Source organism: Streptomyces telluris (assembly GCF_024519335.1).
GTDB lineage: Bacteria > Actinomycetota > Actinomycetes > Streptomycetales > Streptomycetaceae > Streptomyces > Streptomyces telluris.
Window position 1 is genome coordinate 1 of the sequence record NZ_JANIID010000041.1, and the last position, 25,643, is coordinate 25,643.

Consider the following 25,643-nt stretch of genomic DNA (forward strand, 5'->3'; position numbering starts at 1 on the left):
CCACCCTCGCCGTGCGGGCCGGCCTGGCCGGCGGCGCGCCGGTGACGCTGGCGGGGGCGCGGGGACCCTGAGCGCGGGCGGGGACCTGCGGGGGGTGTCCCCGGGTGGGTCGGGGGGGGGGGGCGGGCGGGGGGGGGGGGGGGGGGGGCGGGGGGGGGGGGGGGGCGGGGGAGAGGACATCGGGAAGAGAGGACCGGATGCCGGTGCGGACGCGGGAGGAAGGGACGGTGCGACGGTGACTGCAGTGGGGGCGTGGGTGTGGGCGTGGGCGGCGGTCGGCGGAGGTCCTGGTGGCGGTCCGGGCAGTGGTCCTGGCGGCGGTCCGGACGGTGGTCCTGGCGGGGGCCCCAGGGCGTCGCCGCGCAGGATGCGCAGCTCCAGGCGCTGCAGCGCGGGGCCGGGGTCCACTCCGAGTTCCTCCCGCAGATACCGTTTGACCTCGCGGTACTCGGCCAGGGCGTCGGCCTTCCGCCCGCTTCGGTAGAGCGCCTCGATGAGCTGTTCCCGGAACCGCTCGTGACCGGGGTGGGCCCGGGAAGCGGCCCACAGCTCCACGAGGGCCTGGCCGCAGCGGCCCAGCAGCAACTCGATGCCACAGGCCCGTTCGACGACCGACAACCGCTCCTCGACGAGCCCCGGCAGCTCGCCCCGGCGCAGGAAGTCCGAGGGAACGTTGGACAACGGCGCGCCCTGCCACAGCGCGAGCGCCTCCTTGAGCAGGCACAACTCGGCCTCGGGATCCTGCGCGGCACGTGCCGCGGCCCGCAGTTCCCGGAAGCGCACCAGGTCCAGGGCGCCGTCCTCGACCACGACCCGGTAGCCGCCGGGCACGGACTCGATCACCGCCTCGACGATCCCGTACTTGACGAAGGTTTTGCGCAGCCGCAGCACGCACGTGTGCAGGGCCGCCCTGGCGGACGACGGTTCGTCGTCACCCCAGATGGCCTGCCGCAGGAAGTCCGTGGGGACCACCGCGTCCGGGCGCAGGAGCAGAGAGGCGAGCAGAATCGTGGGCTTGGACGGCGGGAGGACTACCACCTCGGGCCCGTCGGCGATCCGTAACGGGCCGAGAACCTGAAAGCGCATATTCTGACACCCCCAATGATGGCTTATAGGTATCCAGAATCCGGACACACGGATCCGTGGACACACGGGCATACGGACATACGGCGCCGGACGCCACGGGACGCACTCACCGCGACGCCTGCTTCGCTCCCAGAGTCTGCATCACGTAATCCGCCACTCGCAGTGTCGTGAGTTCCAGTGGCGGTACGGGCGAGGGCAGGACGCGGCCGCGGCGAGAACCGGGCGGGGGGCTAAAACGCGGAATGAACTCGCCTCGGAGAAAAGCCGGATGACAAGGGCTGGTCAACGTCACCCAGATCAGGTAGAAACGGGCAGAGCAATGATCGTTTTCAAGACAGGCCCGTGAATCCATGGAAAATCAGGACCAGCGTCCCGAGCGCCCGGCGACGGTGACGTGCGCCCCGCACGCCCAGTCCGTCAGCCGGCTGCTGCGCGCCTGGAGGGAACGCGTCGACCGGCGGCGCATACCCGAACTGCGCCGCTGGGGACACCGGTCCGGAACGCGGATGTCACAGGCCGACGTGGCCAGACTCACCGGCGTGAGCGAAGGCTGGTACCGGGCCCTGGAGACCGGCGCCCCCCGCGAGTTCTCGGACGCCTTCCTCCTCCGGGTCGCCGAGGCGCTGCAACTGAGCGAGACCGAGACCCTCACCCTCTTCCTCGGCGTCTCGGGCCGCCGCCCGCCCGTCTCCGGCACGCACGACGGACTGCCGACCGCCGACCCGGCCACCGTCGCCCTCCTGGAGCACCAGGCCCCGCACCCGGCCTACCTCTCCGACGCCGCCTGGAACATCCTCGCCGCCAACTCGCCCATGACCGAGTGGTTCCCCTTCGCCCTCGGCCCCCGGCCCAACCTCATGCGCTGGGCCCTGACCTCGGCCGAGGCCCGCGAGCAGATCCTGGACTGGGAGGACACCTGCGCCCGCATCTACCTCCCCATGCTCCGCGTCGCCAGCCACGGCGCCCCGAAGAACGCGGAGATCCGGGCCCTGATCGACGAGATCCTCGACACCAACGGCACCTGCCGCCGCATCTGGGCCGAGCAGCACGCCGTCGTCGAACACCCCGGAGGTCACCGCCTCCGCCTGCGTCTGCCCTGCCACGGAGGCGTGGAGACCCGGGTCACCAGCCACGTCCTCGTCCCGGCCGAGCAGCCGGACGTGCGGTTCGTCATCGTGACGACGGTCGACTGACGGTCGACTGAGGGTCGGCGTAGGCCGGTGAACCGGCCTCCCCTGAGATCCGTCGGGGTAATCCCCCATTTCCTCGATCGGGTGTTGCCGGTCTCCTCGGCCCGTCAGCAGACTGGAGCCATGGCAGGCGATCTCTCCAGAACAGTTGACTCTTCACTCCGTCGGCATGTGTCCGAGCAGCGGGTATCCCACCGGGACCGGGATCAGGCCGTGGAGATCCTCCGGGTCGCGGCCGGCGACGGCCGGTTGACGATCGCCGAGCTGGGCGAGCGCGTCGAAGCGGCGATGGCGGCGCGCACCGCCTCCGACCTCGCGGTGCTGACCGCTGACCTCCCCCTTGAAGGGATGCCGCCGCAGGCCCGCGAGGTGATCCGGATCGACCAGCGCTTCGGCGAGGGCAAGCGCACCGGTCGCTGGCTGATTCCCCGCCGGATGGAGGTCCGGCTGAAGTTCAGTGACCTGAAGCTCGACTTCACCGAGGCCGTCATCACCCACGACGTCCTGCACATCGAGGTCGATCTGTGCATCGGCGGAAATCTGACCCTGGTGACCGCGCCGGGGATCGTGGTCGATGCCGACGACGTCACCTACAGCCGCGGTGAGATCAAGATTCACCCGCTTCCTGGGCCGGAGGAGGATCCGGTGCGGCTGCGCGTGCTGCTGTCCGGCAGGTCGACCGGCGGCGACATAGTCGCTCGCCGGCCGCGACGCACGCCTGGACAGTGGTTCCGGCGCCGCGCCGGCGCGGCACCAGTGCCTTCCGCATAGTCGCCGGCCCACCGGCCCACCGGCCCAGCGGCCCACCGGCCCACCGGCCCACCGGTCCACTGGCCCTTCCCGCCCTGCGACCGCGCGGTCTGTGACCTGTGACCGTGACCCGTGTCTGTGACCTATTGACGAAAGCGCTTTCTGCTCGGGCCTGTTGTCGTGGAGGATGAGCGGCGGTTCGTCGGCGGTGGCGACCAGGAGGAACTCTCCGATCGCCGCGAGACGCCGGCTTTGAAGCTTGAAGGGAGAGCAAGCTCATGAAGGTCGCTCAGGGAAGTCTCTGGCGAGTCCGATGGTCGGTCGCCGTGGCCGGGTTCCTCGCCTTGGTGGCAGTGGTTGTCCCCTCATCGGCAGCGCACGCTGCCGCCGGCGGTGCTCTGTCCGGCCCCGTAGAGCCCGGCGTCCCCTACTACCTGGTGGCCACGAAGCTCGACCGGGGCATCACGGTCGGAAGAGCCAGCGAGTACGGGGACTTGGTGCACTACACGGACCGTGCGGGAGACCAGGGCACACCCGTCGTCTTCGAGAAGGACACCAACTCCACGTGGGGCGAGGGTTATCAGATACGCATGCAGCGCCGGGGCAGTGCCACCATGCTCTGTCACACCTACAACCGCTGGATCGCCCTGATGGACAGCTGCCGGCAGAATCCCTGGATGCTGGAAGCCAGTGGGGACACGTTCCGCCTGAAGACCCGGTGGGACGGTTCCTACCTGTACCTCGCGGCGTCCCCCACCTTCCCGAGCGACAAGACGCTCTACTGGCAGGACCGGTACGCGAGCAGTGACCTCAAGGTGATGGAGTTCAAGCTGGTCAAGGCACCGCGGTAGGACGGCCGACGGCCGCCCGCAATTTCTACTTCCTGCTCCACCCCCACTCCCTGAAGTGCCCGGTGCCGCCGGCTCCGGTCGGCGGCACCGAGGGCCGGCCTGGTGGTACGCGGCTCGCCGAGTGCTCCGTTGCTTGATCGAAAGATGTTCGGCAGCATGGCGCCCATGGGACGCCGTGATCACGTCGGACCCATGGCGCTAGGCGCCATGCAGGATCTGGCCACCCGAACCTTTCCGATAGGTGGCCGGCACCGAATCGCATCTGGTCAAGGCGCTGGAACAGCGCGGATACACGCATGCTGTCGACAGCCCGTTCATGGCGTGCCTCGATCGCTCCCTCACCGATCTGCCCGGCACCGGGCCGGCTCCAGTGTCGGCCGGCCTTGAGGTGTTCGAGGACGGATCGCTGGGTGTAGACGCCATCGGTTCCCCATCGCGTCCGGCGAACCGGAACGAAGGTCGAGCGTCGGTCCGGAGGTCCGGTCGGGCCTTGCTCCGTGGTCGGCGGGTGAGCTCTTGTCAGTGCCGTATGACAAGGTCTGTCGCACGAACACGGAACGGAACGAGGAGTTCGGGATGACGGGGGCCTGGGACAAGGCACGTGTAGTGCAGCTGGCGCGGCAGCTGAGGGGAGTGGAGACCGGCGGCTGGAGCGGGCCGGCGCTGCGAGCCGTGGTGGAAGGCCTCGGCTGGCAGTGGCATGAGGGCACAGCCGGGCCGCGGCTGGTCACGGGTACGCAGCAGGACGCGTCCCCGGAGTGGGCGCCCCGGCTGCGTCCGGTGGACCGCTTCGAGAAGGACTATGTGCACGGTGGTGAGGAGTACGTCGGGCTGTACGTGCCCGTCGCAGTGCCGGGGGGTGGTGCTGCGGGGAAGGCCGCGGCCTTCCGGGCGGTCGGCGAGGCCCTGACAGAAGAGTTCGGCCCCGCCTCCATCATGGGCGTTTACGGAGACCCCGGACCGTTCTACGACTCCGCCCCGCTGTGGGGCAGCCCGTTCCGCCGCTGGCGCGGCCGGGAGAACACGCTGGAGCTGCACGCCGGCGAGCACGGCCCCGAACTGCTGCTCCAGCCGACCGATCCGGCGGAGAACTGGTTCTGGCGACAGGGACACGGCGAGCACTACGCCCTCGGCGGGTTCTTCGGCTCCCGCCGTGACTCCTCCACGGCGGGCCTGGGCTTCCCGGGCCGCTGGCGCACCGACGACTGGGACGTCTTCTCCAACGCCCTCGGCGACTTCCTCGACACCCTCCCGGCCGAAACCCACGCCCTCGGCATCCAGCTGGACTTCGGCTTCCACGCCCTGGTGCCCGGCACGTACGGCCCGATCCTGTTCAACCTCCTCTGCGGCGAACGACTGGAGATCATCTACGACCCCGAGCGACTCGGAGAGGGCATCACCGACCCGACCTCCTTCGGCTGGATCGCACACACCAACCGCCCGGCCGCCCTGGACCACTGGCACGAGGCCCCCTACCACTCCGGGGACTTCGGCATCGGCGAGGTGGACGGACGCCGACTGGCCCGCATGATGGTCGACACCCTGCGTGACCTGGGCGTCTCGTCCCCGAAGGACCTCAGCCTGACGGATCACGCGCAGCGGGTGGGGGACTACCACGTCGACTACTACGGCCTGACTTTGCAGGAGAACCCGTAGCCGGGACGCGCCATGGTGGCGCATGGCCGCGGTTCACGGCGGGGTGACCGCCGTGCACCGCAGCTGGGTGCGGCCGATCGCCGATCAGCGCCGCCGCCACATCTGCACGGCGATCCAGACCTGGAGGATCGCTCCGGCGGTGAAGGCCAGTAGGCCCAGTTGCAGCTGCTTCGTCAGGAAGAGGGAGGCTGCCGCCGCGAAGGTCAGCAGTGCCACTGCGGCACACCACGCACGGACCCACCTGCGGCGGACGGGCCGGGGGTCGTCCCACGTGAGAGCACACATGAGCCCGCACGTGCCTGTGCTCACGAGCGCGACGAGTACCACTACGTAGCTGATGGCTGGCGGCAAGATGTACATGTAGGGCATCTGGAAGAGCCACACGTCTTCGGAGCGCTCGTAGATCGGCAACAACAGGGCGAGGGCCATAAGGACGACCGCACCCAGGAACGGCCGGGCATAGCGCTGAGTCGACTCCAGAGCTGCTTCCGGTGAGGTGCTGACCACCGATGAGCGGTGCAGCCGCACTGTGCCGGTGACCTGGAGTACGGTACCGGCGACGAGGGCGAGACACCCCAGCGGAAGGCGGGACATCGCTTCGGCCGCGAACAGGAAGCTGACAAGGCACAGCACTGCCAACGTCGTCAGCAAGGCCACTGCGCCGCACCACTGACGCAGCCGCCGCCGATGAACGCGAGTGGACTTGCGGACGATGAGGGTGCCTGTCACCACACAGGTAATGACGCTGACGACGATCAGTGCGAAGGTCACGAAGCCGCTCAGTGGCTGGAGCGGCTGGTAGTCACCTGCCAGGCTGATGAGCCAGTAGGAGTAGCCGTTTGCCCTGACGCCCAGCGGTACCGCAAATGCGAGGCACATCAGTACCGCCGCCGAGAAGAACAGCCAAGCTCGCACGACCGGAGCCGCAGTTCGTAGCCCAGGTTCCGGCTGCTTCACCGGCTTGGGTTCTGGTTCTGGTTCTGGTCCGGGTTCCGGCGCCGGCTTCTTCGCTGGTTTCGTTGCCGCAGCCGGTGGCACCGCCGCCATGAGGGTGGTGTCACGCCTCCGTGACCTCATGCCTTGGACCTGGACCCGCACGTCCAGCCGACCGGTCGCCGTCTCCAGGGTCAGGGTTCCCGTGTGCTCCCCTTTCGCCTGCACCTTCGTGGTCAGTTCGATTCCATTGGCCGTGCACCGTGTCGTCAGCCACGGCTCTGAGCTCGCACGCAAGGTGGCGAGTGCGAGTGGCGGGCCTTCCACTTCGAGGTGCGTCGGCTCTCCTGGCTCACCTATCGATACCTGTCCCAGGTCGATGGCCGAGGTCGCCGTCCTCGGCCGCGCTTGCTGAAGCGCCCGGACGGCGCTGTCCGCCACCCGGCGACTGTCATCACGCTCCAACCGGGAGAGCGCCTCATGCGCCGAGAGCGCGAGGCCCAGATCCGAGCCTTGCAGGAGGGTGCTCAGGTCGTTCACGGCCCACAACTTCTGTTCTCGGCTGTCGGACCCGACCGCCGCGGCCAGCCCGTCGGGCAAGGGGGAGGCCCGGGTTGCGCGCAGCTTCGAACGGGCGATGGGGAGGTCTCCGTGGCCGCCGAAGAGCCACAGCTGCGGGGTCTGGCGGCAGGCCAGTGCGTCCAGCCGTTAGCTCACGTAGTCCGCCAGCTCGGACAGGCCGATGCTGCCGTCCCCGTCGCGGTCCGCCTCCCCGCTGCGCAGCCCGTGTACCAGCGCGCCGGTGAACATCGACGGCCCTCCCGCCGCGCCGGGCTTGCCGGCCACGGGATGGTCGCCCTCGAAGGCGTACTCCACCGCACTGGAGGCGGTGAAGACGGCTCGCCCCCGCCTGTCCTTCGTGCGCTGCAGGTCGGTGAAGCTCTCCTCGACATGCACGTCCGTGCCCGCCCGGGCGAACATGCCGCGCTCGAACGCGCCGGCGTAGCAGCAGTCCAGGAAGACGACTGCGCACTGGGCGCGGCTGTCGAGCATCTGCTCGCTCACGAACTCGGCGGGTACGGCAGTCGACGCGAGCCGCGCCCGGTTGGTGTCGGTGGCGGCGAGGAAGAGCTTGCCCGCGCTGTTCTTGACTCCGTGGCAGGAGAAGTGGAGCAGGAGCGTGTCTCTGGGGGATCTCTCCGCGAAGAAGTCCTCCACTGCCGTACGCAGGCGCTGGGCGGTCGGATCGGAGAGGACTTCGACGTCGAAGTCGCCGATGCTCTCGTCGCCGAGTACGTCGGCGAGTTCCTCGGCATCCTGCGCGGGTGCTCTCAGGGCGCCCAGCCCCGCGCCGCCGTAGGTGCCGGTGACGACGACGAGGGCGTGCCTGTTCCGGTCGCTGCGGTCGTTCATCGGTCCGCCTTCCCGGCGGCGCGGGACGCGATCCGCCTGGCAGCCCACGCCTCCGCCAGGCGCCGCTTCTCCTCGGAGCACCAAGCGGAACGGCCCTCTCACTCCAGTCTCGCACCCGCCATGAGGTTGCGCACCGAACTCCAGGCCCATGACGACGGTGGCGACTTCAAAGACCAAACATTCGGTTGGCCGGAGTTGCAGGCTGCCAGCGGCGTTGACCGGCCGCAATCGTTCAGCGGAAAAGGGGCCGCGCCGTCTGCAGCGGCGATGAGACCATGCGGTGTCATGGCAGATGACAACACCGGTGCGTTTCAGGTGGGGCAGACGGGCCTCATCGTAAGGATCCCGGAGGCGGAGCCGGCCGTCCGCAGGTGGCGTGATCGGTTCGACCCCTCCGCCGAGGCCGGGGTTCCGGCGCACGTCACCGTCCTCTTCCCGTTCCTCGAGGAGAGCTGGATGGATCCGCCGCTCCACTCCGCTCTCGCGGACGTCATGCGGAGTCACCAGGCGTTTGACCTGCAGTTCCAGCGGTGCGGACGGCTCCCGGACGTGCTGTATCTCGTCCCCGAGCCCGACACGCAGCTGCGGCAGCTCACCGAGGCGATCGCTGAACGGTGGCCCGAGGCCCCGCCCTACGGCGGCCGGTTCGACGAGATCGTGCCGCATCTGACCATCGCTCAAGGCCAGGAGGAAGCCGTCCTGGAGGAAATCGAAGCCGACCTCCTCGGCCGGCTTCCCTTCACCGCCCGTGCCTCATCGGTCGAACTCATGGTGTACGACGGCACGAAGTGGCAGGAACGAGCGTCCTTCGCCCTCGGAGGATGAACAGCTCGCGAGGCCCGGCTGCTCCGGGCCGAGGGCGGCGGCGCACCTCTGGTTGACATGGAGCGCGCTCTAACACCTAGCTTCCTGGGCAGATGGTTCAGAGCTCAGGAGGCAACACCATGAACAACGTCCCCACCCGCCACCTCGGCGAACTGACGGTCTCTGCGCAGGGGCTGGGGTGCATGGGCATGAGTCACGGCTACGGTGCCGCGGACGACGACCAGTCGCTCGCGACGCTGCGCCATGCGCTCGACCTCGGGGTGACCTTCTGGGACACCTCCGACTTCTACGGCGCCGGGCACAACGAGGAGCTGATCGGGCGGGCCGTGGCCGGGCGCCGCGACGAGGTGGTGCTGGCCACGAAGTTCGGCTTCGCCAACCGGCTGGGCGAGCCCACCCTGGTCCGCGGCGACGCCGCTTACGTGCGGCAGGCCTGTGAGGCGTCGCTGCGCCGGCTCGGGGTCGATCACATCGACCTCTACTACCAGCACCGGGTCGATCCGCAGGTGCCGATCGAGGAGACCGTCGGCGCTATGGCCGAGCTGGTGCAGGCCGGGAAGGTGCGTCATCTCGGGCTGTCCGAGGCCGGCGCGCAGACCATCCGGCGGGCGCACGCGGTGTACCCGATCGCCGCGCTGCAGAGCGAGTGGTCGCTGTGGACCCGAGACCTGGAGGCGGAGATCGCCCCGGTCTGCCGTGAACTCGGCATCGGCCTGGTCCCGTTCTCCCCGCTCGGGCGCGGCTTCCTGACCGGCCGGTACAGCTCGGTCGAGGGGCTGGCCGAGACGGACGTGCGGCGCAGCCAGCCGCGTTTCGCCGACGGCAACCTCGAACGGAACCTGGCGATCGTCGCGAAGCTGAACGAGCTGGCTGCGGAGAAGGGCGTCACCGCCGGTCAGCTCGCTCTGGCCTGGGTGCAGCACCGGGGCGACGACGTGGTGCCGATCCCGGGCACCCGGCGGCAGCGTTATCTGGAGGAGAACCTCGCGGCCGTGGCCGTCGAGCTGTCCCCCGAGGACCTCGCCGCCATCGAGGCAGCCGCCCCGGCCGAGCGGATTGCGGGCACCCGCTACGACGCGACCAGCCTCACTTTCGTCAACGGCTGAGCCCGCCGAGGTTCCCGGCCCCGGGCCGTCACCCCGGATCGCCTCCGGCTCGAGGTGACGGCCGGACCGGCCGCTCCTCCCCACGCCCGCCCGGCGCGTCCTCAGTCCGGCTTCGGCCGCGAGCGCAGGTGACGCATCTGGGCGTGGCTGAGGTCCTGCGCCTTGCGCATGTGCCGGGTGATGACCTCGAGCTCGTCTTCGGTGTGGCTGTCGAGGAGCGCGCGCCAGGCCGGAGCGAGGTCGTCCCACACTGCGGTGACCCGTGCGATGCGCTCGGGCACCGGGGTGACCAGGACCCTGCGGCGGTCCTGGCTGTCGGGTGTGCGGGCCACATAGCCGCCCCGTTCGAGCCGGTCCACCAGCCGGGTGGCCGAGCCCGTGGTCAGGCCGGTCAGGTCGGCGATCTGCCGGACGGTGAGCGGCTCGGGCTCGGCGGTCAGCAGGCTCAGGCACTGCACGTCCGTCGGGTGCAGGCCCAGGTGATCGGCGACAGCCTGGTTGAACAGCGCATACGCCGCCAGGTAGCGGCGGGACTCCGTCGACAACTCCTCGTAGAGCCGGGACCTGCGCGCGTCTGTCACGTGGATCACACTCCCAATCGCTGCGCGGCGCAGCGATATCTCGTAGTCTTCTGCGTGGCGCAGTTAATGCGCCACGCAGATATTCTACTTCTCGGGGAGAACCATGCTCACCGTCGCCGTCACCGGAGCCACCGGAGCCCAGGGCGGAGCCACCGCCCGCGCCCTACTGGCCGCCGACCACCGGGTGCGCGCCCTCACCCGCCGGCCCGACTCGCCTGCCGCCGACGCCCTGCGCCGGCTGGGAGCCGACGTCGTCCGCGCCGACTTCGACGACGTCGCCACCCTTGAGGCCGCCCTCGCCGGCACCGACTCCCTCTTCGCGGTCACCACCCCCTTCGGTACCGACACCGCCACCGAGATCCGGCAGGGCGAAGCCCTCATCGACGCTGCGGCAGCCGCCCGCCTCGGGCACGTCGTGTTCACCTCCGCGGCCCACGCCGACCGCAGCACCGGCGTCCCGCACTACGAGAGCAAGCGCCGGATCGAACAGCACCTGCGCACCTCCCGCGTGCCCTGGACGGTGATCGCCCCGGCGGCCTTCATGGACAACTACGCCAGTGGCTGGACCCTCGACGGACTGCGCGACGGCACCTTCGCCTGGCCCATGCCCGCCGACCGGCCCCTCACCCTCATCCCCGCCACCGACATCGGTACCTTCGCCGCACTGGTCCTCCAGCGCCGCGACGAATTCGACGCCCAGCGCATCGACATCGCCTCCGACGAACGCACCCCCGCCCAGATCGCGCACTCCCTCGCGGAAGCCATCGGCCGCCCGGTCACGCACCACGAAGTCCCCCTGGCCTACGTCCGGACCCGCTCCACCGACCTGGCGGCCATGTTCGAGTACTTCACCACCTCCGGCCTCGACGTCGATGTCGCCGGGCTGCGCCGCGCCTACCCCGAAGCCGGCTGGCACAGCTTCTCCGACTGGGCCGCCGGCCAGGACTGGACCGCGCTCCTGTCCGCCGCGCCCTCACATCACTGACAGCCCGCCTGGCTCAACCGCACCGACAAGGCCCTCACCCGCCACATGAACGACATGCCGGAGGAGTTCGGCCTCACCCGGACCGCCTGGCAGGTCCTCAACGTCATCGACGACGCCGGCCGAAGCCGCCGACACCCGAGTCCGTTCGGCGCTCTCCGCCAACGCCGACACCCCCACCCAGACCGCGGCCGTCCGCCGTCGACACCGTCGTCGCCGACGGCCGGGCAACCCGTCCCTCGCCCGGCCGCCTCGCTCTCACCTCCGGTGGGCCGCGGCGCCGACGGGGCGGGGGCGGGTGCCGCAAGTGGACCGCTGAGGCTCCACGGAGGAGGCTGTAGACATGCGGTGGCTCTTCCGCTCGCCCCCTCGACCAGGAACGGGCACCCACAGCAGGGGCCTGTTCGCGCTGGGGCAATGCCTACCGTTCGCGCTTGCCCTGCTGGTGATCGGCATCGAGTTCTCACCCGCGCACTTCCTGTACACCGGCCCTGTGCTCACTGCGACGCCCGCACTGGCGGCGGTCACGATGGGCCCCAAGGGCACCATCGCGGCAGCAGCCGTCGCCACGGCCGTCAGTGTGTGCACGGCTACGTACAATCAAGCCTGGGGCAGCCAGCAGGTCTACACCAATTTCCTCGCCCTCTTCCTGGTGTCCGCGGCGAGCATCACGACGAGCAGCGCCGTACGTGCGCGCCAGAAGCACGAGCTCGACCAGGTCCGCCGCATCGCCACAGCGGCGCAGGAAGTCGTCCTCCGGCCCGTACCCGACCGGCTGGGCCCGCTCCGGGCGGCCAGCATGTACCTCGCGGCCGAGAAGGGCGCACAGATCGGCGGCGACCTGTACGAAGCCGTGCAGACCCGGTACGGGGTCCGGCTGCTCGTGGGGGACGTCCGGGGCAAGGGGCTGCCCGCCGTGCGCGCGGCCGCGGCCGTCCTCGGCGCCTTCCGGGAGGCCGCCCACTACGAACGCGACCTGGCCGAGGTCATGGACCACTGCATGGCGTCGCTGAGGCGGGAGCGCGCCGTACCGGGCGCCTTCGCCGAGGAATCCCTGGTCGAGGGCTTCGTCACCGCGCTCGTGGCCCAGGTGCCGGACGAGCCCGTCGTCGACGTCGTCAACCGGGGCCACCCGCCCCCACTGGTACTGCACCAGGGCGAGGCCCGGATGCTCATGCCCGCCTCCCCGCAGCCACCCCTGGGGCTCGAGGACGTCGTCATCGGACTCTCCGAGGCGGAGACCTTCCCGCTCGCCCCCGGCGACCGCCTGCTGCTGTACACCGACGGCGTGATCGAAGGCCGCAACCGCGACGACGCCTTCTTCCCCCTGGCCCAAGCCGTGGAGGCGGTCCACCCGGACACCACCCCGCAGGAGTTCCTCGACCACCTGCACCAGGAGCTGCTCCGGCACACCGGGGGCAGCCTGGCGGACGACGTGGCGATGCTCCTCGTCGACAGGAGCGAGGACGCCGGCCGGCACATCGAAGCGGTCGCCGACTGACACCACAAAAAAACTTTGGCCGGCGATGTCGAGAACGCGGGATCCGCTCCGTCCCCGCAGTGAACGCGACCACAATGGGCCGCATCAGCACCGAGGAGAACACGATGGCCAAGTACTTGCTGCTCAAGCACTACCGCGGCGCCCCGGCAGCGGTGAACGACGTGCCCATGGACCAGTGGACGCCGGAAGAGATCTCGGCCCACGTGCAGTACATGAAAGACTTCGCGGCCCGGCTCGAAGGGACCGGCGAGTTCGTCGACGGCCAGGCGCTGGCCCCCGAGGGGATGTGGGTCCGCTACGACGGCGAGGGGCGCCCGCCGGTCACCGACGGTCCGTTCGCCGAGACCAAGGACCTCATCGCCGGCTGGATGGTCATCGACGTCGACAGCCGCGAACGCGCCGTCGAGCTGGCGGGGGAACTGTCCGCCGCCCCCGGTGCCGGCGGAAAGCCCATCCACGAGTGGCTCGAAGTGCGCCCGTTCCTGGCCGCGCCGCCCACCATCACGGAGTGACGACGAGTGACGCCCCAGGTGAACGAGGCCCTGCTCCGGAGCCTCGCACCGAGCGTGCTCGCGATCCTCGTCCGCCGCGGAGCCGACTTCGCGGCGGCCGAGGACGCCGTGCAGGACGCGCTCGTCGAGGCGGTCCGCGTCTGGCCTGCCGCCCCCTCCCCGGGCTCTTCGAACAGCGGATATCCCGTGCGGGACCCGAAGGGCTGGCTGGTCACCGTGGCCTGGCGCCGGTTCCTCGACGCGACCCGGGCGGACGCCGCCCGCCGCCGGCGTGAGGACCTCGTCAGCGAGGAGCCGGCCCCCGGGCCCGTGGCCGCGGTGGACGACACGCTCCAGCTCTACTTCCTGTGCGCCCACCCGTCGCTGACGCCGTCGTCCGCAGTCGCGCTCACACTGCGTGCGGTCGGCGGGCTGACCACCCGCCAGATCGCCCAGGCCTACCTGGTGCCCGAAGCGACCATGGCACAGCGCATCAGCCGGGCCAAGCGCACCGTCTCCGGCGTGCGGTTCGACCGGCCCGGCGACGTCGCCACCGTGCTGCGCGTCCTCTACCTGGTCTTCAACGAGGGTTACTCCGGCGACGTCGACCTCGCCGCCGAGGCCATCCGGCTCACCCGGCAGCTCGCTGCCGCGATCGACCATCCGGAGGTGGCCGGGCTGCTCGCCCTCATGCTGCTCCACCACGCCCGGCGCGCCGCCCGGACCGCGCCCGACGGCAGCCTGGTGCCGCTCGCCGAGCAGGACCGCGGCCGGTGGGACACCGAGTCGATCGCCGAGGGCGTCGAGATCCTGCAGGCGGCCCTCGCCCGCGACCGGCTGGGCGAGTACCAGGCCCAGGCCGCCATCGCGGCACTCCACGCCGACGCGCCCACCGCCGAGGAGACCGACTGGGTGCAGATCGTCGAGTGGTACGACGAGCTCGCGCGCCTGACCGACAGCCCGGTCGTCCGGCTCAACCGCGCGGTGGCCGTCGGCGAGGCCGACGGACCGCGCGCCGGCCTGGCGGCGCTCGCGGCGCTGGACGACTCCTCCCCGAGCTCTTCGACCAGGGGATCCCTCATGCCCCGCCATACCGCGGTGGCGGCGTACCTCCACGAACGCAACGGCGACCTGGCGACGGCGGCACGGCTGTACGCCGAGGCGGCCTCCCAAGCGCCCAACCTCGCCGAACGCGACCACCTGACGCGCTGCGCCGCCCGGCTCAACGCCCACCGGGGACGCTGAGGGGGGCGCGCTCGGCGGGCGCCCGGTCAGGCGGTGGCGTCCGCCAGCCACAGGTCGGGGCCGAAGACCTCGTAGCGGATGTTGCGGGCAGCGATGCCGGCACGGAGCAGCTGCGACCTGATCTCCCTCATGAAGGGCAGCGGGCCGCACAGGTACACGCTCGCGTCGGTCGGCAGGCCGAGCCCGTCGAGATTCATCAGACCCGTCCGGGAGCCGGGCACCCCCGGCGTGGGCCGCTCGTACCAGAACGTGGCCCGGGCGGCGGGCAGTACGTCGACCAGCCGGGTCATGTCACCGCGCAGGGCGTGGTCGGCGGGGGAGCGGTCGGCGTGGAGGACCCTGACGGAGCGGGTGGACGCGGTGGCCGCGAGGTGTGCCAGCATGCCGGTCATCGGGGTGCAGCCGATGCCCGCGGAGACGAGTACCAGCGGCGCGTCGCTCTCGTCGAGCACCACGTCACCGAAGGGCGCCGAGACGGTGAGTTCGTCGCCCGCCCGCAGGGTGCGGTGCAGGAGGTTCGACACCTCGCCCTCGGGCGCACCGCCACCGTGGACGCGCTTGACGGTGATCCGGCGGACCTGGTCGCCGGGCGCCGAGGAGAGGCTGTACTGGCGCAGCTGGTGGACGCCGTCGGGCATCCTCACCCGCACGCTGACGTACTGTCCCGCGTGGGCTTGCGGCGCCGGGCCGCCGTCGGCCGGGCGCAGCAGGAAGGAGACGGTGTCGGAGGTCTCCTCCCGCCGCTCCAGGACGGTCCACTGCCGCCAGGGATGCCCGGGCTGTACATGTGCTTCGAGGCACAGGCGGGCTTCCTGGGCGATGAGGGCTCCCGCCATCAGCCAGTAGACCTCGTCCCAGGCGGCCGCGACGTCAGGGGTGACCGCCTCGCCGAGTACGTCCGCGATGGCGGCGAACAAGTACTTGTGCACGATCGTGTACTGATCGCCGGTGACACCGACGGCCACGTGCTTGTGCGCGATGCGCGCGAGCAGCGTGTCGGGGCGGGTCCCGGGGTCGGCCGCCAGCGCTCCGGCGAAGGCGGCGAAGGCCCCTGCCAGCGCCCGCCGCTGCGTACCGCCGGCCTGGTTGCCGCGGTTGAACATGCCGTCCAGCAGCTCGGGGTGCTCGGTGAACATCGTCGCGTAGAAGCGGGTGGTGATCCGGTCCAGCTCCCTGGCGACGGCGGGCAGGGTGGCCCGGACGACCGAGGCGGATTCGGCAGACAGCATGACGCTCCCGGGAAAGAGAAATCGAGCGAAGCAAGAAGAAGCAAGGAGAAGCAAGAAGAAGCAGGAAGAGGCCCACCGGCCCTGCGCAACCGCGGCCACCGTCAGGTCTAGCAGCCGCACAGCGGGCCGGTCCCGGTGCACGGAAGATCGGGGACCAATGCCCCACCAGAAGGGGCCGCCCGGTCCCCGAGGCGCCCCGGAGACCGGGACCATCAGCCCATACCCGCCGACGCCGCGGTGACCCGAGCGGCCCGGGGCGGTGGGCGGCTTCGGGTGCGGACCCGGGTGGCGGACGGTGGCTCGCGCGGTGAGCCCAGAGGCCCCTCACCGTTCGGTGGGTCTCCGTTCAGGGGGCAGGGGCCCCGGTTGTCTCCGGGAGACGGTCCGGGGCTTCGGAAGGGAGCCAGAACCAGGCGGCCAGTGTGGTGACCAGAGTGATGGCCAGGGCCGTGAACGCCGTGGTCGTCACGGCGCTGACGAACGCCTCCCGCGCAGTGGCGACCAGTGGCCCGGGGGCCGTGTGCGGCGCGGTGGCGCCGGGCAGGGGCAGGGGGCCCGGCGGAAGGCGGCCGCCGAGACGGGTGCGGAGGTCGTGGGTGTAGGTGCTGGTGAGGACCGAGCCCTGGACGGCCACGCCGAGTGCCGCGCCGACCTGGCGGGTCGCGTCGTTGATGGCAGAACCCAGGGCGGCCCGCCGGGGTGGGACGGCTCCCATGACGGATTCCGTGGCCGCGCAGGCGACCATGCCGGCGCCGATGCCGGCCACGCCGGTGAAGACGACGACCCGTCCGTAGCCGGACTCCGGTGTGGTGCCGGCCTGGACGGCGAAGGCCGCGGCGACGAGCACCAGGCCCAGGACGACGGGGGGACGCCGTCCGAGGCGCGACATGAGTGCGGGCGCGGCGAGGGCGCCCGCGGCGAGCCCGCCCGGCAGCGGCAGGATGCGTGCGCCCGCCTCGCTCGGGGTGCAGCCCAGCACGCCCTGCAGATAGAGCGTGAGGATGAACAACGCGCCGAAGAGGGTGAGGGACATCAGGGCGAGGCAGGCCGCGCCCGCGCCGATGCGGGCGTCGCGCAGCAGCGGCAGGGGCAGCATCGGGTGGGGGGAACGGCGCTCCCACCGGACGAAGGCGGACAGCAATGCGGCCGCGAGTCCGTAGGCGGTCAGGACGGCCGGGTGGGTCCAGCCCAGGGACGGGCTTTCGATGACCGCCCAGATGAGGGCGAGGAATCCGCCGGCGGACAGGGCGAGTCCGCCGGTGTCCATGCTCCGGTGGCCGGCTTCGGGGGTGTGCTGCTCGGTGCGGGGCACGAGGACGAGCGCGAGCGCGGCGGTGAGGGCGGTGAGCGGGACGTTGATCCAGAAGGCGGCCCGCCAGGAGAAGGCTTCGACGAGGTGGCCTCCGACGAGCGGGCCGGTGAGGCCGCCGACGGCGCCGGTGGCGGTCCACGCGGCGATGGCCCGCCGCCGGCTCGCGGCCTCGTGGTGCAGGGTGCTGATGAGGGCGAGCGTGGCGGGCATCAGCAGGGCGGCACCGAGCCCCATGCCGCAGCGCGCGGCGACCAGTTGGGCGGGCGTGCGGGAGAGCGCCCCGAGCGCGGAGACGGCTCCGCACAGGAGCAGTCCGGCCAGGAAGGAGCGCCGCCGTCCGACCCGGTCGGTCACGTTTCCGGCTGCCAGGACGGTGGCGCCGAGCGCCAGGGCGTAGCCGTCCACGATCCACTGGACCTCGGCCAGGGTCGCGTGCAGGTCGCTGCGCAGGGCGGGGACGGCCACGTTGAGGATGGTGAGGTCCATGCCGAGGATGAACAGCCCGACGCACAACACGGCCGTGGCGAGCCGCGGGGACGTGCGGCGGCCGGTGCCGCGGGGGCGTGCGTGCGGGGGTGTCATGGGCGGTCGGCTGCCGGGCCGAGGAGGGTGCGGATGCGTCGGGCGAGGTCGTTGATGCTGCCGGCGTCGACGACTTCCATGGCGGGAATCTCGACGGCCAGCTCGCTCTGGAGGGCGACGACGAGTTCGGTGGCCATGAGGGAGTCCAGACCGAGTGTGTCGAGCCCCTGTGTCCGCTCGATGCGGTCGGGGGCGCGGTGGGTGATGCGGGCGATGAGCGCTGTCAGCAGGTCGGCGAGTTCGGCTGTGCTGCGGGCCGGTGCGTCGTCGGGGCCGGTGGCGGACGGGGTGGTGTTCCCGTGGCCGGCGGTGCCCTGGCCGGCAGGCAGGACCGCGGCGAATCGCGGTCCGCGCGCGGTCGGCAGGACCGTGGCGAGGCGGGCGAAGTCGAAGTGGCCGACCATCACGACGGAGCCGTCATGGTCGGCACCGGTGCGTGCGGCTTCGGCGTCGACGGGTCCGCCGTGCTGCGGGCGGGTCATGAGGTCTTCGAGGGAGGCGAGGATGTCGCCGGTGCGCATGGGGGCGAGGCCCATGCGTTCCAGCACGCTGCTGACCTCGTCCAGGGCCGCGGTCCCGATTTCGCCGATGAGGCCCCAGCCGACGGCCAGGCCGGGCAGGCCCGCGGCGCGCCGGGCGCGGACGATGCCCTCCATGGCGAGATTGCCGGCGCCGTAGGCGGCCTGGGCGCGGTGGCCGACGGTGGCGGAGATCGAGGAGTGGACGACGAAGAAGTCCAGGGGGATCCCGCGGGTGAGGCGGTCCAGGAGCATGGTGCCGCGCAGCTTCGGGGCGAGCACCGATTCGGCTGTCCCGTCGTCGAGTTCGGTCAGCAGGGCGTCGCCCAGGGCCATGGCGGAGTGGACGACGCCCCGCAAGGGGAACCCGGTGGAGGCGATCCGATCGAGGACGTCGCCGAGCGCGGCGGGGTCGGCGACGTCGGTGGCGTACGCCGTGGCGGTGACCCCCTTGCGGGCCAGCGCGTCCAGCAGGTCGCCGGCGCCCGGCGTGGCGGGGCCGCGGCGGGATACCAGGGCCAGGTGCCGGGCTCCGCGGTCCGCCAGGAGACCGGCGACGGCGGCACCGAGGCCGGTGAGACCGCCGGTGATCAGGTAAGTGGCGGCCGGGTCGCAGGCCAGACGCCGGGGGAGCGCGGTGAGGCGCGGGGCGGGGGCGAGGTCGATGACGACCTTGCCGACGTGGTGGGAGCGGTGCAGCAGCGTGAACGCGTCCATGACCTCGTCGGCGGGGTGGAGGTGGTACGGCAGCGGACGGTAGGCCCCCTGGTGGACGCGCCGGGTGAGGCCGCGGAAGTGGTGTGCCGACTGCTCGGGCTGCCGGACGAACATCTGGAGGGCGTCGACGGCGTGGAACGACAGGTTGTTGCGGAAGGCGCGCAGGGGCAGCCGCCCGCCGCCGTGGATGTCGCGTTTGCCGAGTTCGACGCAGCGACCGCCGGTACGCAACACGTCGAGATTGCGGGCGAGGGCCTCGCCCGCGAGGGAGTTGAGGACGACGTCCACGCCTTCGCCGCCGGTCAGCTCCCGCACCTGGTCGGCGAAGCCGAGCGTGCGGGAGTCCAGGACGTGCTCGGCGCCCAGCAGTTCGAGCAGGGTGCGCTTGGCGGGGCTGCCCGCGGTGGCGATGACCCGGGCCCCGACGTGTCGCGCGTACTGCAGGGCGGCCAGCCCCACGCCGCCGGCGGCGCCGTGCACGAGTACTGTCTCGCCCGCCGTGAGGCGGGCCAGGTGCTCCAGGGAGTGCTGCACGGTGAAGAAGGCGACGGGCAGGGTCGCGGCCTCGGCGAACGACATGCCCTCGGGGATGCGTCCGGCGCACGCCTCGGGCACGAGGAGGTGCGAGGACAGGGCACCGGGCGCGCAGGCGAAGACACGGTCCCCCACCTGCAGCGACGTCCCCTCCCCGGCGGCCGTGACGATGCCCGCGGCCTCCAGGCCGAGGGCGTGCTCGTCCGGGATCGAGGGCTCGGCGCCCGGGGGCAGCGAACCGGACGCCAGCAGCACGTCGCGGTAATTGAGCCCGGCCGCACGCACGCCGATCACCACTTCGCCCGGGCCGGGCGACGGCGGGTCGGGCGCGGGGACCCAGTCCAGGGCGTACCCGAGCCCCGGCCGGCGCAGGCGCAGGCGGTACGGCCGCCGCCCCGCCGGGACCGTGGGGACGGGCAGCTCGCGCAGCCGCGGCACGAACCGCCCGGCGGGCGTGAGGACGACCTCGTCGTCCTCCGTAGGCGTCATCAGCTCGGGGGCCAGCCGCTGCGCGTCGATCCGGGGCGACGGTCCCGGCGCGAAGGCCAGCCGCCTGACGGCCGGCCTGGGCTTCTCGTTGGCGAGGCTGCGGGACACCGCCCACGGCACGCAGTCGGGCGGGAACGGACGGGCTCCCGCTGTGGGCAGGGCCCCCGACGGGCGGGTGACCAGGCACAGCGAGGGGGCGGCAGCGTGCGGGAGCTGCGCGCACGCCTGGGCCACGGCGCGCAGGACGGCGGTGCGGGTGACGGCGTTCGTCAGCACCCTCCGGTCGTCGCCGGCCACCGCGGGGCCGGTGTCGCCGGAGTCGCTTCCGGTTTCCCGGCCGCCGGTGCCGGCGAGAAGGAGGACAAGAGCCGGCCGTACGGGATCGGTGCGCAGGCAGGCGGCCCACTGGGCGGTGTCGGTGGTGGTCTGGACGACGGTCACCGGGCCGCCGTCCGGTGCGCTCAGGGCGTCGGCCAGTGCTTCGGCCAGCGGGTCACCGGGGTGCTCGGTCGCAATGATCCAGGACGTCGTGGGGGCGCGGGGCGGTGACTGTTCCGTGGTGCCGGTGTTCGTGTCGGCGCTGGTGCGCGTGGTCGGTCGTACGCTGTTCGAGGGCCGGGCAAGGTTGGTGTGAGGCGCGGACGATCGGCCGCCCGATACGGAATCGCGCCGGGCGACGAGCACCGAGTAGTCGGTGTCCGCCGTGCCCGCCCCGTCCACGCCGAGGTGGGCTGCTTCGTCGAACCCTTGCGCGGTGAGCAGCTCCTTCCACTGGAGGGCTGTCAGCAGCGGGGAGTGGGGGCGCAGGTCCGGGTCGTCGGCGTTCCAGAAGCTCTTCAGGGGGCCGAAGCAGGGCAGGAGCCGGTCGAGGGCGTGGGTTTCGACCGTCACCAGGTGCCCGCCCTCGTCGAGGAGACGGGCGATCCGGCCGGTGCTCTCCCGCAGCCGGGCGGTGGCGTGCAGGACGTTGCCGGCCACCACGAGGTCGTACGAACCCGGTGCGTACCCCTGGTCTTCCGGGTCGCGGTCGAGGTCGAGCGGCCGGTAGACGAGGTGGTCGTGCCCGGCGAAACGGGCGCGGGCGCGCGGGAAGAACGTGTCGGACAGGTCGGTGAAGGTGTAGTGGACGCGCTCCGGCGGCAGGACGCGCAGGAGCTCGGCGGTCAGGCCCCCGGTGCCGGCGCCCGCTTCCAGGACGCGCAGCGGGCGGTCGGCGGGCCGGCGCCGGACGAGTTCGCGGATGACGGCGGCGGCCAGGGCGTTGCAGCGCCGCACGACGGTGGTGGAGGAGTAGTACTTCTCCACCCAGTGGCGGGTGTTCTCGCCGAAGAGCAGGGCCACGGCGTCGCGGCGGCCGAGGAGCACGTCGGGCAGCGTGGTGCCGCAGTAGGTGTGCAGCACCGCTTCCGTGACGCTTTCCGGGACCGCTCGTACGAAGTCCGCGAGAACACCGCGGGGATCGGGGTGGACGGCTGCCGTCCAGGCCCCGTCCTCGCCGCGCCGCATGATGCCGGCCCGTTCGGCCTGGTCGAGTGAGGCGCGCAGCAGGCGGCGGTAGACCGGGAGCACTCCGGCGGCGATCAGGCTGCCGGGGGTGAACGAGGCGGCTGCGGGGGCAATGGCGCGGACGGCGCGCAGGGTGAAGTGCGCGGCGAGCCGGTCGTCGAGCCGGGTGGCCTCGGCGTACCGGGCGGCGTCCCAGACAGGTCCGCTGACGGAACGGTAGGCCGCGCGGGCCAGTTCACGAGGCGCGGGGACGGCGGGCGCGGGCGTCGTGGGCCCCCGGCGCAGGGGTGCTGCGCGCAGGACGGTGGTGAGGTGGGTGGGAGCGGCGCGGCCGGTGTCGAAGCGGCGGAGCCGGCAGCCGTCGGCTTCGGCGGTGACACGTCCCTGGTCGTCCAGGAGGCGGATGTCCCAGCACACCTCGCGAGGGGTGGCGTCGCGGCTGCGCACGTGCACCCAGCCCTCGGCGGGGGCTTCGTCCCATACCCGCAGGGCGGCGATGGCCGAAGGGAGGAAGGGGGCGCCGGGGGCTGCGCAGGCCCCGGTTCCGGTTCCGGATGCGGCCCTGGTCGTACCTTTGGTCCCGGCCCCGGAGCCTTCCCGGGCGAGCAGCGGCGCCCCTGCCTGAAGCGCCGCGTCGAGCAGCACGGGAGGCAGGACGTACGCCGCCCGGCCGCCCGGATCCGAGGCGGTTTCCGGGACGTCCGGCAGTGCGTAGCGGGCCAGGACCTCGCCGTCCCCGACGTGCAGGGCGGTGAGGACGCCGAAGGCGGGACCGTAGACCAGGCCCGCTGCGGCGGCTGCGGCGCGGACATCACTTGCGGAGACGGTGCCGGACAGGCGGGACCGCAGCGCGGAGACGTCCTCGGCAGGCGGCCGTTCCCGCAGGAGCCGACGCACCGTGGCGCGGGTGTGCATACGCCAGGGGCCGGTGCCGTCGCGGCTGGTGATGCGGACCTGGCCGTCGGCCGCGTCCAGGGATGTCTGGAGGCGGACGTCCATGGCGGGGTTGTCGAAGGGCAGGGTCAGGGCGCGTTCGACGGCGAGGTCTTCCAGTTGCACCGGGCCCTCGTGGTGGAGGCGGCCCGCACCCAGGGCTGCTTCGGCGAAGGCGGCGGCAGGAACGACGACGGCACCGGTGACGACGTGATCGGCGAGCCACCGGTGGCGGGCGGGGTCGATCCTCAGCTGCCACAGGGGCTCGGCATGGCCGGTGCGCTCGCCGAGGAGGGGGTGGTGCCGCAGGCCGTCACCGCAGCCGTTCCGGAACCAGTCGGGGGTGCCGTGCCAGTGGCGGTCCTGCTGCCAGGGGTAGGCGGGCAGACTCCGCACCCGGCCCGGGACGGGGAAGAAGACACCGGCGTCCGTGCGGGCACCGGAGGCGAGCAGCGTGGCGACGGCCCGTTCGAGGTCCTCGGCGCCGTCCCGGTCCCGTACGAGGGCGGGCAGGACCGCGACGGGTCCCTCGCTGTGCGCGGCGAGGATACGGCGCAGGTAGTGGCCCAGGACGGGATGCGGGCCGATCTCCACGAAGGCGTCGCAGCCGCGGTCCGCCAGGGCCTCGACCGCGCCCTGCAGGTGCACGGGACGGCGGACGTTGTCCCACCAGTACTCGGCCGTCAGATCCCGGCCCCGGTGGAAGCCGCCGGTCACGGTGGAGGCGAACGCCGTGCTCTCGTGACGGGGCCGCAGGCCGGCCAGGTCGGCTCGCAGTCCGGCCTCGATCGGGTCCATGCGGGCGGTGTGGAACGCGTAGTCGAGGTCGAGCATCCGGAAGTGGACGCCGTGCCGGGCCAGCCGCCCGGCCAGCTTGTCGAGGGCGGCCTCGTCGCCCGCGACCGTCACGTCCTGCGGACTGTTGACGGCGGCCAGCTCCAGTGCGTCGCCGAACGCCGACAACTCCTCCCGCGTCCGGTCGGGGCCCAGGCCCACGGCCGCCATGCGCCCGGAACCGGCGGTGCGGGCCTGCGCCAGGCTGCGCCGGACGATGACCTCCGCGGCGGAGGCCAGGTCGAGAGCACCGCACGCGTACGCGGCGGCGACCTCGCCGACACTGTGCCCGGCCACTCCCGCCGGGCGCACCCCGAAGGCTCCCAGCGCGGCCGTGAGACCCACCTGCACCGCGAACAGCAGCGGTTGAGCCACCTCTGTCCGTACCAGGCGGGCGGCGTCGACACCCCCGGCCAGCTCATCGAGCACGGACCAGCCGAGCAGAGGCGACAAGGCCGCGTCGGTCTCGTCGACAGCGCGCCGGAAAGCAGCCACCCCGGACGTACTGTCGCCCGCAGCCTCCGAGGCCGCGGTGGCCAGGAGCCGGCGCCCCATTCCCGCCCACTGGGCTCCGTTGCCGCTGTAGACGAAGGCGACCTCACCGCTCGCGAGCCCCTGTGCGGGCGTGTCGGCCGCTGCCCGCAGGCGGGCAGCGGCGGTGCGTGCGTCGGAGGCGACGACGGCCGCGCGCCAGGCATGCCGGCCGCGCCGCCGGAGCGTGGTGTGCGCGACGTCGTAGAACGCGCGCGCATCCGGATCCGTGGCGTCGAGGTGGTCGGCGAGCCCGGTGGCGGCCCGGGCGAGGGCGGCGGGGCTGCGGGCGCTGACCAGGACGGGCCGGGGACCTGCGGGCGGATCCTGCCGCGCGGCGGGCCCGGGGGAGGGGGTGAGGACGGCGTGGGCGTTGGAGCCGCCGAATCCGAAGGAGTTCACGCCCACCAGACCGCCTGCGGTACGGGGCAGAGGCAGCGCTGCGGGCACGGGCGCGAGCCCCAGGCGGGCGAAGTCGATGGCCGGGTTGACCGGGAGCCCGTGCAGGGACGGCGGGACGATGCGGTGCCGCAGGACGAGAATGGCCTTGAGCAGCCCGGCCAGCCCCGAAGCGGACTCCAGATGCCCCAGGTTGGTCTTGACCGACCCGATCGGCAGCGGCCGCTGCGGTGAGCACCTGCCGGCCAGCGCCGCCGCGACGGCCTCGCACTCCAGGGGATCGCCCACCGGGGTGCCGGTGCCGTGCGCCTCCATGTACACCAGCTCGCCCGCATCGAGGCCGGGCGCGCCGTACACCTGGCGCAGCAGGGCGGCCTGCGCCTCGGCGCTGGGCTGGGCCAGGCCCGGAGTGCGGCCGTCGCTGTTGGTGCCGGTCGCCGCGATCACGGCGTGGACGCGGTCGCCGTCGGCGAGTGCCCGGTCGAGCGGCTTGAGGACGAGGACCGCACCGCCCTCGGCGCGCACGAACCCGTCGGCGGCAGCGGAGAAGGCACGGCACCGGCCGGTGGGCGAAAGCATCGACGCCTTGGCGAAGCCGACGAACTCGTGCGGGCCGACGAGGACGTTGACCCCCGCCGCCAGTGCCAGCTCCCCGCCCGCGGTGAGGAACCCGCACGCCTGGTGCAGGGCCACCAGGCTGGACGAACAGGCGGTGTCCACCGCCAGGCTCGGGCCGCGCAGGTCGAAGGCGTGCGAGACCCGGCCCGCCGTGTTGCCGTTCGCCAATCCGGTCATCGTGTGCCGGTCGATGGTCTCCGGGCGGCTGAGCTGGAGGTTCCCGTAGGAGTGGTTGGACACCCCGACGAAGACCCCGGTGCCCGACCCGGCCAGATCCGCCGGATCGAGACCGGCGTCGTCCAGGCTCTCGGCGGCCAGCTCCAGCAGCAGCCGCTGCTGCGGATCCATGCGGGCCGCCTCGCGCGGGGAGAGCGAGAAATAGTCCGCGTCGAAGGCCGCGACGTCGTCGAGAACCCCCGCGGCGGCCGTGTAACTGCGCCCGGGCCGCCGCGGGTCGGCGTCCGTGAACTCGTCCGCGTCGAAGCGCCCGGCCGGTACGCGCGTGACCAGGTCCCGGCCCTCGATCAGAGCCGACCACAGCGAGCCGAGGTCGTTCACACCGCCCGGGAAGCGACAGGAGATCCCGACCACAGCCACATCATGGGTGTGGACGCTGCCACCACCACGGACGTTCACCGCACGCTCCACAGTGACCCCCATCAGTACCCGCTGGGCTCCCCGTACCCGAGATCCTTCCCCTGGAGGAACTCGAAGCAGAGTGGTGACCGGGTCATCCCACGAAAGAGTGGAATGGGCACTCGACGGGCCGGGTCCGGGGAAGCCTCCCTTGTTGGAGCGGCGCGCACGGCGTGGCGAGGGTGCTACGGCATC

The 25,643-nt window shown here is 72.2% G+C and carries 17 protein-coding genes; 10 read left to right on the forward strand and 7 right to left on the reverse strand.

The window, feature by feature from the left end; genetic code table 11:
* Window positions 1–1,086, reverse strand: a 1,086-nt coding sequence (locus NQU55_RS31590) for an AfsR/SARP family transcriptional regulator (protein WP_256791587.1), incomplete at its 3' end; no start/stop codon positions are given.
* A 350-nt stretch (window positions 1,087–1,436) separates the two neighbouring features.
* On the opposite strand from NQU55_RS31590, the gene NQU55_RS31595 reads away from it, so the two are divergent.
* The 4 genes from NQU55_RS31595 (at window position 1,437) to NQU55_RS31610 (ending at window position 5,533) form a co-directional block, all read left to right on the forward strand.
* Window positions 1,437–2,279, forward strand: a complete 843-nt coding sequence (locus tag NQU55_RS31595) for a helix-turn-helix transcriptional regulator (RefSeq protein ID WP_256791588.1) — start codon at window positions 1,437–1,439, stop codon at window positions 2,277–2,279.
* 120 nt (window positions 2,280–2,399) lie between these two features.
* Window positions 2,400–3,047, forward strand: coding sequence for a DUF1707 SHOCT-like domain-containing protein (locus NQU55_RS31600; RefSeq protein ID WP_256791589.1), 648 nt, complete (start codon window positions 2,400–2,402; stop codon window positions 3,045–3,047).
* 257 nt (window positions 3,048–3,304) lie between these two features.
* A complete protein-coding gene (locus NQU55_RS31605) occupies window positions 3,305–3,877 on the forward strand; it encodes a hypothetical protein (protein ID WP_168096821.1) in 573 nt (190 codons plus the stop codon).
* Between the two features lie 576 nt (window positions 3,878–4,453).
* Entirely contained in the window at window positions 4,454–5,533 is a 1,080-nt protein-coding gene (locus tag NQU55_RS31610) for a hypothetical protein (protein WP_256791590.1), read from the forward strand.
* A gap of 84 nt (window positions 5,534–5,617) precedes the next feature.
* On the opposite strand, the gene NQU55_RS31615 is transcribed toward NQU55_RS31610, so the two are convergent.
* Together NQU55_RS31615 and NQU55_RS31620 are read right to left on the reverse strand one after the other, a co-directional pair.
* Window positions 5,618–7,006: a hypothetical protein gene (locus NQU55_RS31615; protein ID WP_256791591.1), complete on the reverse strand. Its 1,389-nt coding sequence runs from the start codon at window positions 7,004–7,006 to the stop codon at window positions 5,618–5,620.
* A 168-nt stretch (window positions 7,007–7,174) separates the two neighbouring features.
* Entirely contained in the window at window positions 7,175–7,879 is a 705-nt protein-coding gene (locus tag NQU55_RS31620; protein WP_168097054.1) for a caspase family protein, read from the reverse strand.
* A 285-nt stretch (window positions 7,880–8,164) separates the two neighbouring features.
* On the opposite strand from NQU55_RS31620, the gene NQU55_RS31625 reads away from it, so the two are divergent.
* Together NQU55_RS31625 and NQU55_RS31630 are read left to right on the forward strand one after the other, a co-directional pair.
* Window positions 8,165–8,704 (forward strand): 2'-5' RNA ligase family protein, encoded by a 540-nt coding sequence (locus tag NQU55_RS31625; protein ID WP_372504853.1) that lies wholly within the window; start codon window positions 8,165–8,167, stop codon window positions 8,702–8,704.
* Between the two features lie 119 nt (window positions 8,705–8,823).
* Window positions 8,824–9,810 (forward strand): aldo/keto reductase, encoded by a 987-nt coding sequence (locus tag NQU55_RS31630; RefSeq protein WP_168096534.1) that lies wholly within the window; start codon window positions 8,824–8,826, stop codon window positions 9,808–9,810.
* A 101-nt stretch (window positions 9,811–9,911) separates the two neighbouring features.
* Here the strand turns inward: NQU55_RS31630 and NQU55_RS31635 are convergent, their stop codons facing one another.
* Window positions 9,912–10,400, reverse strand: coding sequence for a MarR family winged helix-turn-helix transcriptional regulator (locus NQU55_RS31635; RefSeq protein ID WP_168096533.1), 489 nt, complete (start codon window positions 10,398–10,400; stop codon window positions 9,912–9,914).
* Between the two features lie 94 nt (window positions 10,401–10,494).
* Here NQU55_RS31635 and NQU55_RS31640 point away from each other — a divergent pair, with 94 nt between their 5' ends.
* From NQU55_RS31640 to NQU55_RS31655, 4 genes are all read left to right on the forward strand, one after another.
* Entirely contained in the window at window positions 10,495–11,376 is an 882-nt protein-coding gene (locus NQU55_RS31640) for an NmrA/HSCARG family protein (protein ID WP_168096532.1), read from the forward strand.
* Window positions 11,377–11,716: 340 nt separating this feature from the next.
* A complete protein-coding gene (locus tag NQU55_RS31645; RefSeq protein ID WP_256791594.1) occupies window positions 11,717–12,874 on the forward strand; it encodes a PP2C family protein-serine/threonine phosphatase in 1,158 nt (385 codons plus the stop codon).
* A gap of 104 nt (window positions 12,875–12,978) precedes the next feature.
* A complete protein-coding gene (locus NQU55_RS31650; RefSeq protein WP_256791621.1) occupies window positions 12,979–13,386 on the forward strand; it encodes a YciI family protein in 408 nt (135 codons plus the stop codon).
* Between the two features lie 18 nt (window positions 13,387–13,404).
* Window positions 13,405–14,610, forward strand: a complete 1,206-nt coding sequence (locus tag NQU55_RS31655) for an RNA polymerase sigma factor (protein WP_168091045.1) — start codon at window positions 13,405–13,407, stop codon at window positions 14,608–14,610.
* A 26-nt stretch (window positions 14,611–14,636) separates the two neighbouring features.
* On the opposite strand, the gene NQU55_RS31660 is transcribed toward NQU55_RS31655, so the two are convergent.
* The 3 genes from NQU55_RS31660 to NQU55_RS31670 form a co-directional block, all read right to left on the reverse strand.
* Window positions 14,637–15,839 (reverse strand): globin domain-containing protein, encoded by a 1,203-nt coding sequence (locus NQU55_RS31660; RefSeq protein WP_256791595.1) that lies wholly within the window; start codon window positions 15,837–15,839, stop codon window positions 14,637–14,639.
* A gap of 346 nt (window positions 15,840–16,185) precedes the next feature.
* Window positions 16,186–17,733 (reverse strand): MFS transporter, encoded by a 1,548-nt coding sequence (locus tag NQU55_RS31665; RefSeq protein ID WP_168094321.1) that lies wholly within the window; start codon window positions 17,731–17,733, stop codon window positions 16,186–16,188.
* The gene (locus NQU55_RS31670) at window positions 17,730–25,403 is read right to left on the reverse strand and encodes a type I polyketide synthase (RefSeq protein ID WP_256791597.1); all 7,674 of its coding nucleotides are present in this window, start codon (window positions 25,401–25,403) and stop codon (window positions 17,730–17,732) included. Before NQU55_RS31670 ends, NQU55_RS31665 begins: the two co-directional genes overlap by 4 nt.
* Between the last annotated feature and the right edge of the window lie 240 nt (window positions 25,404–25,643).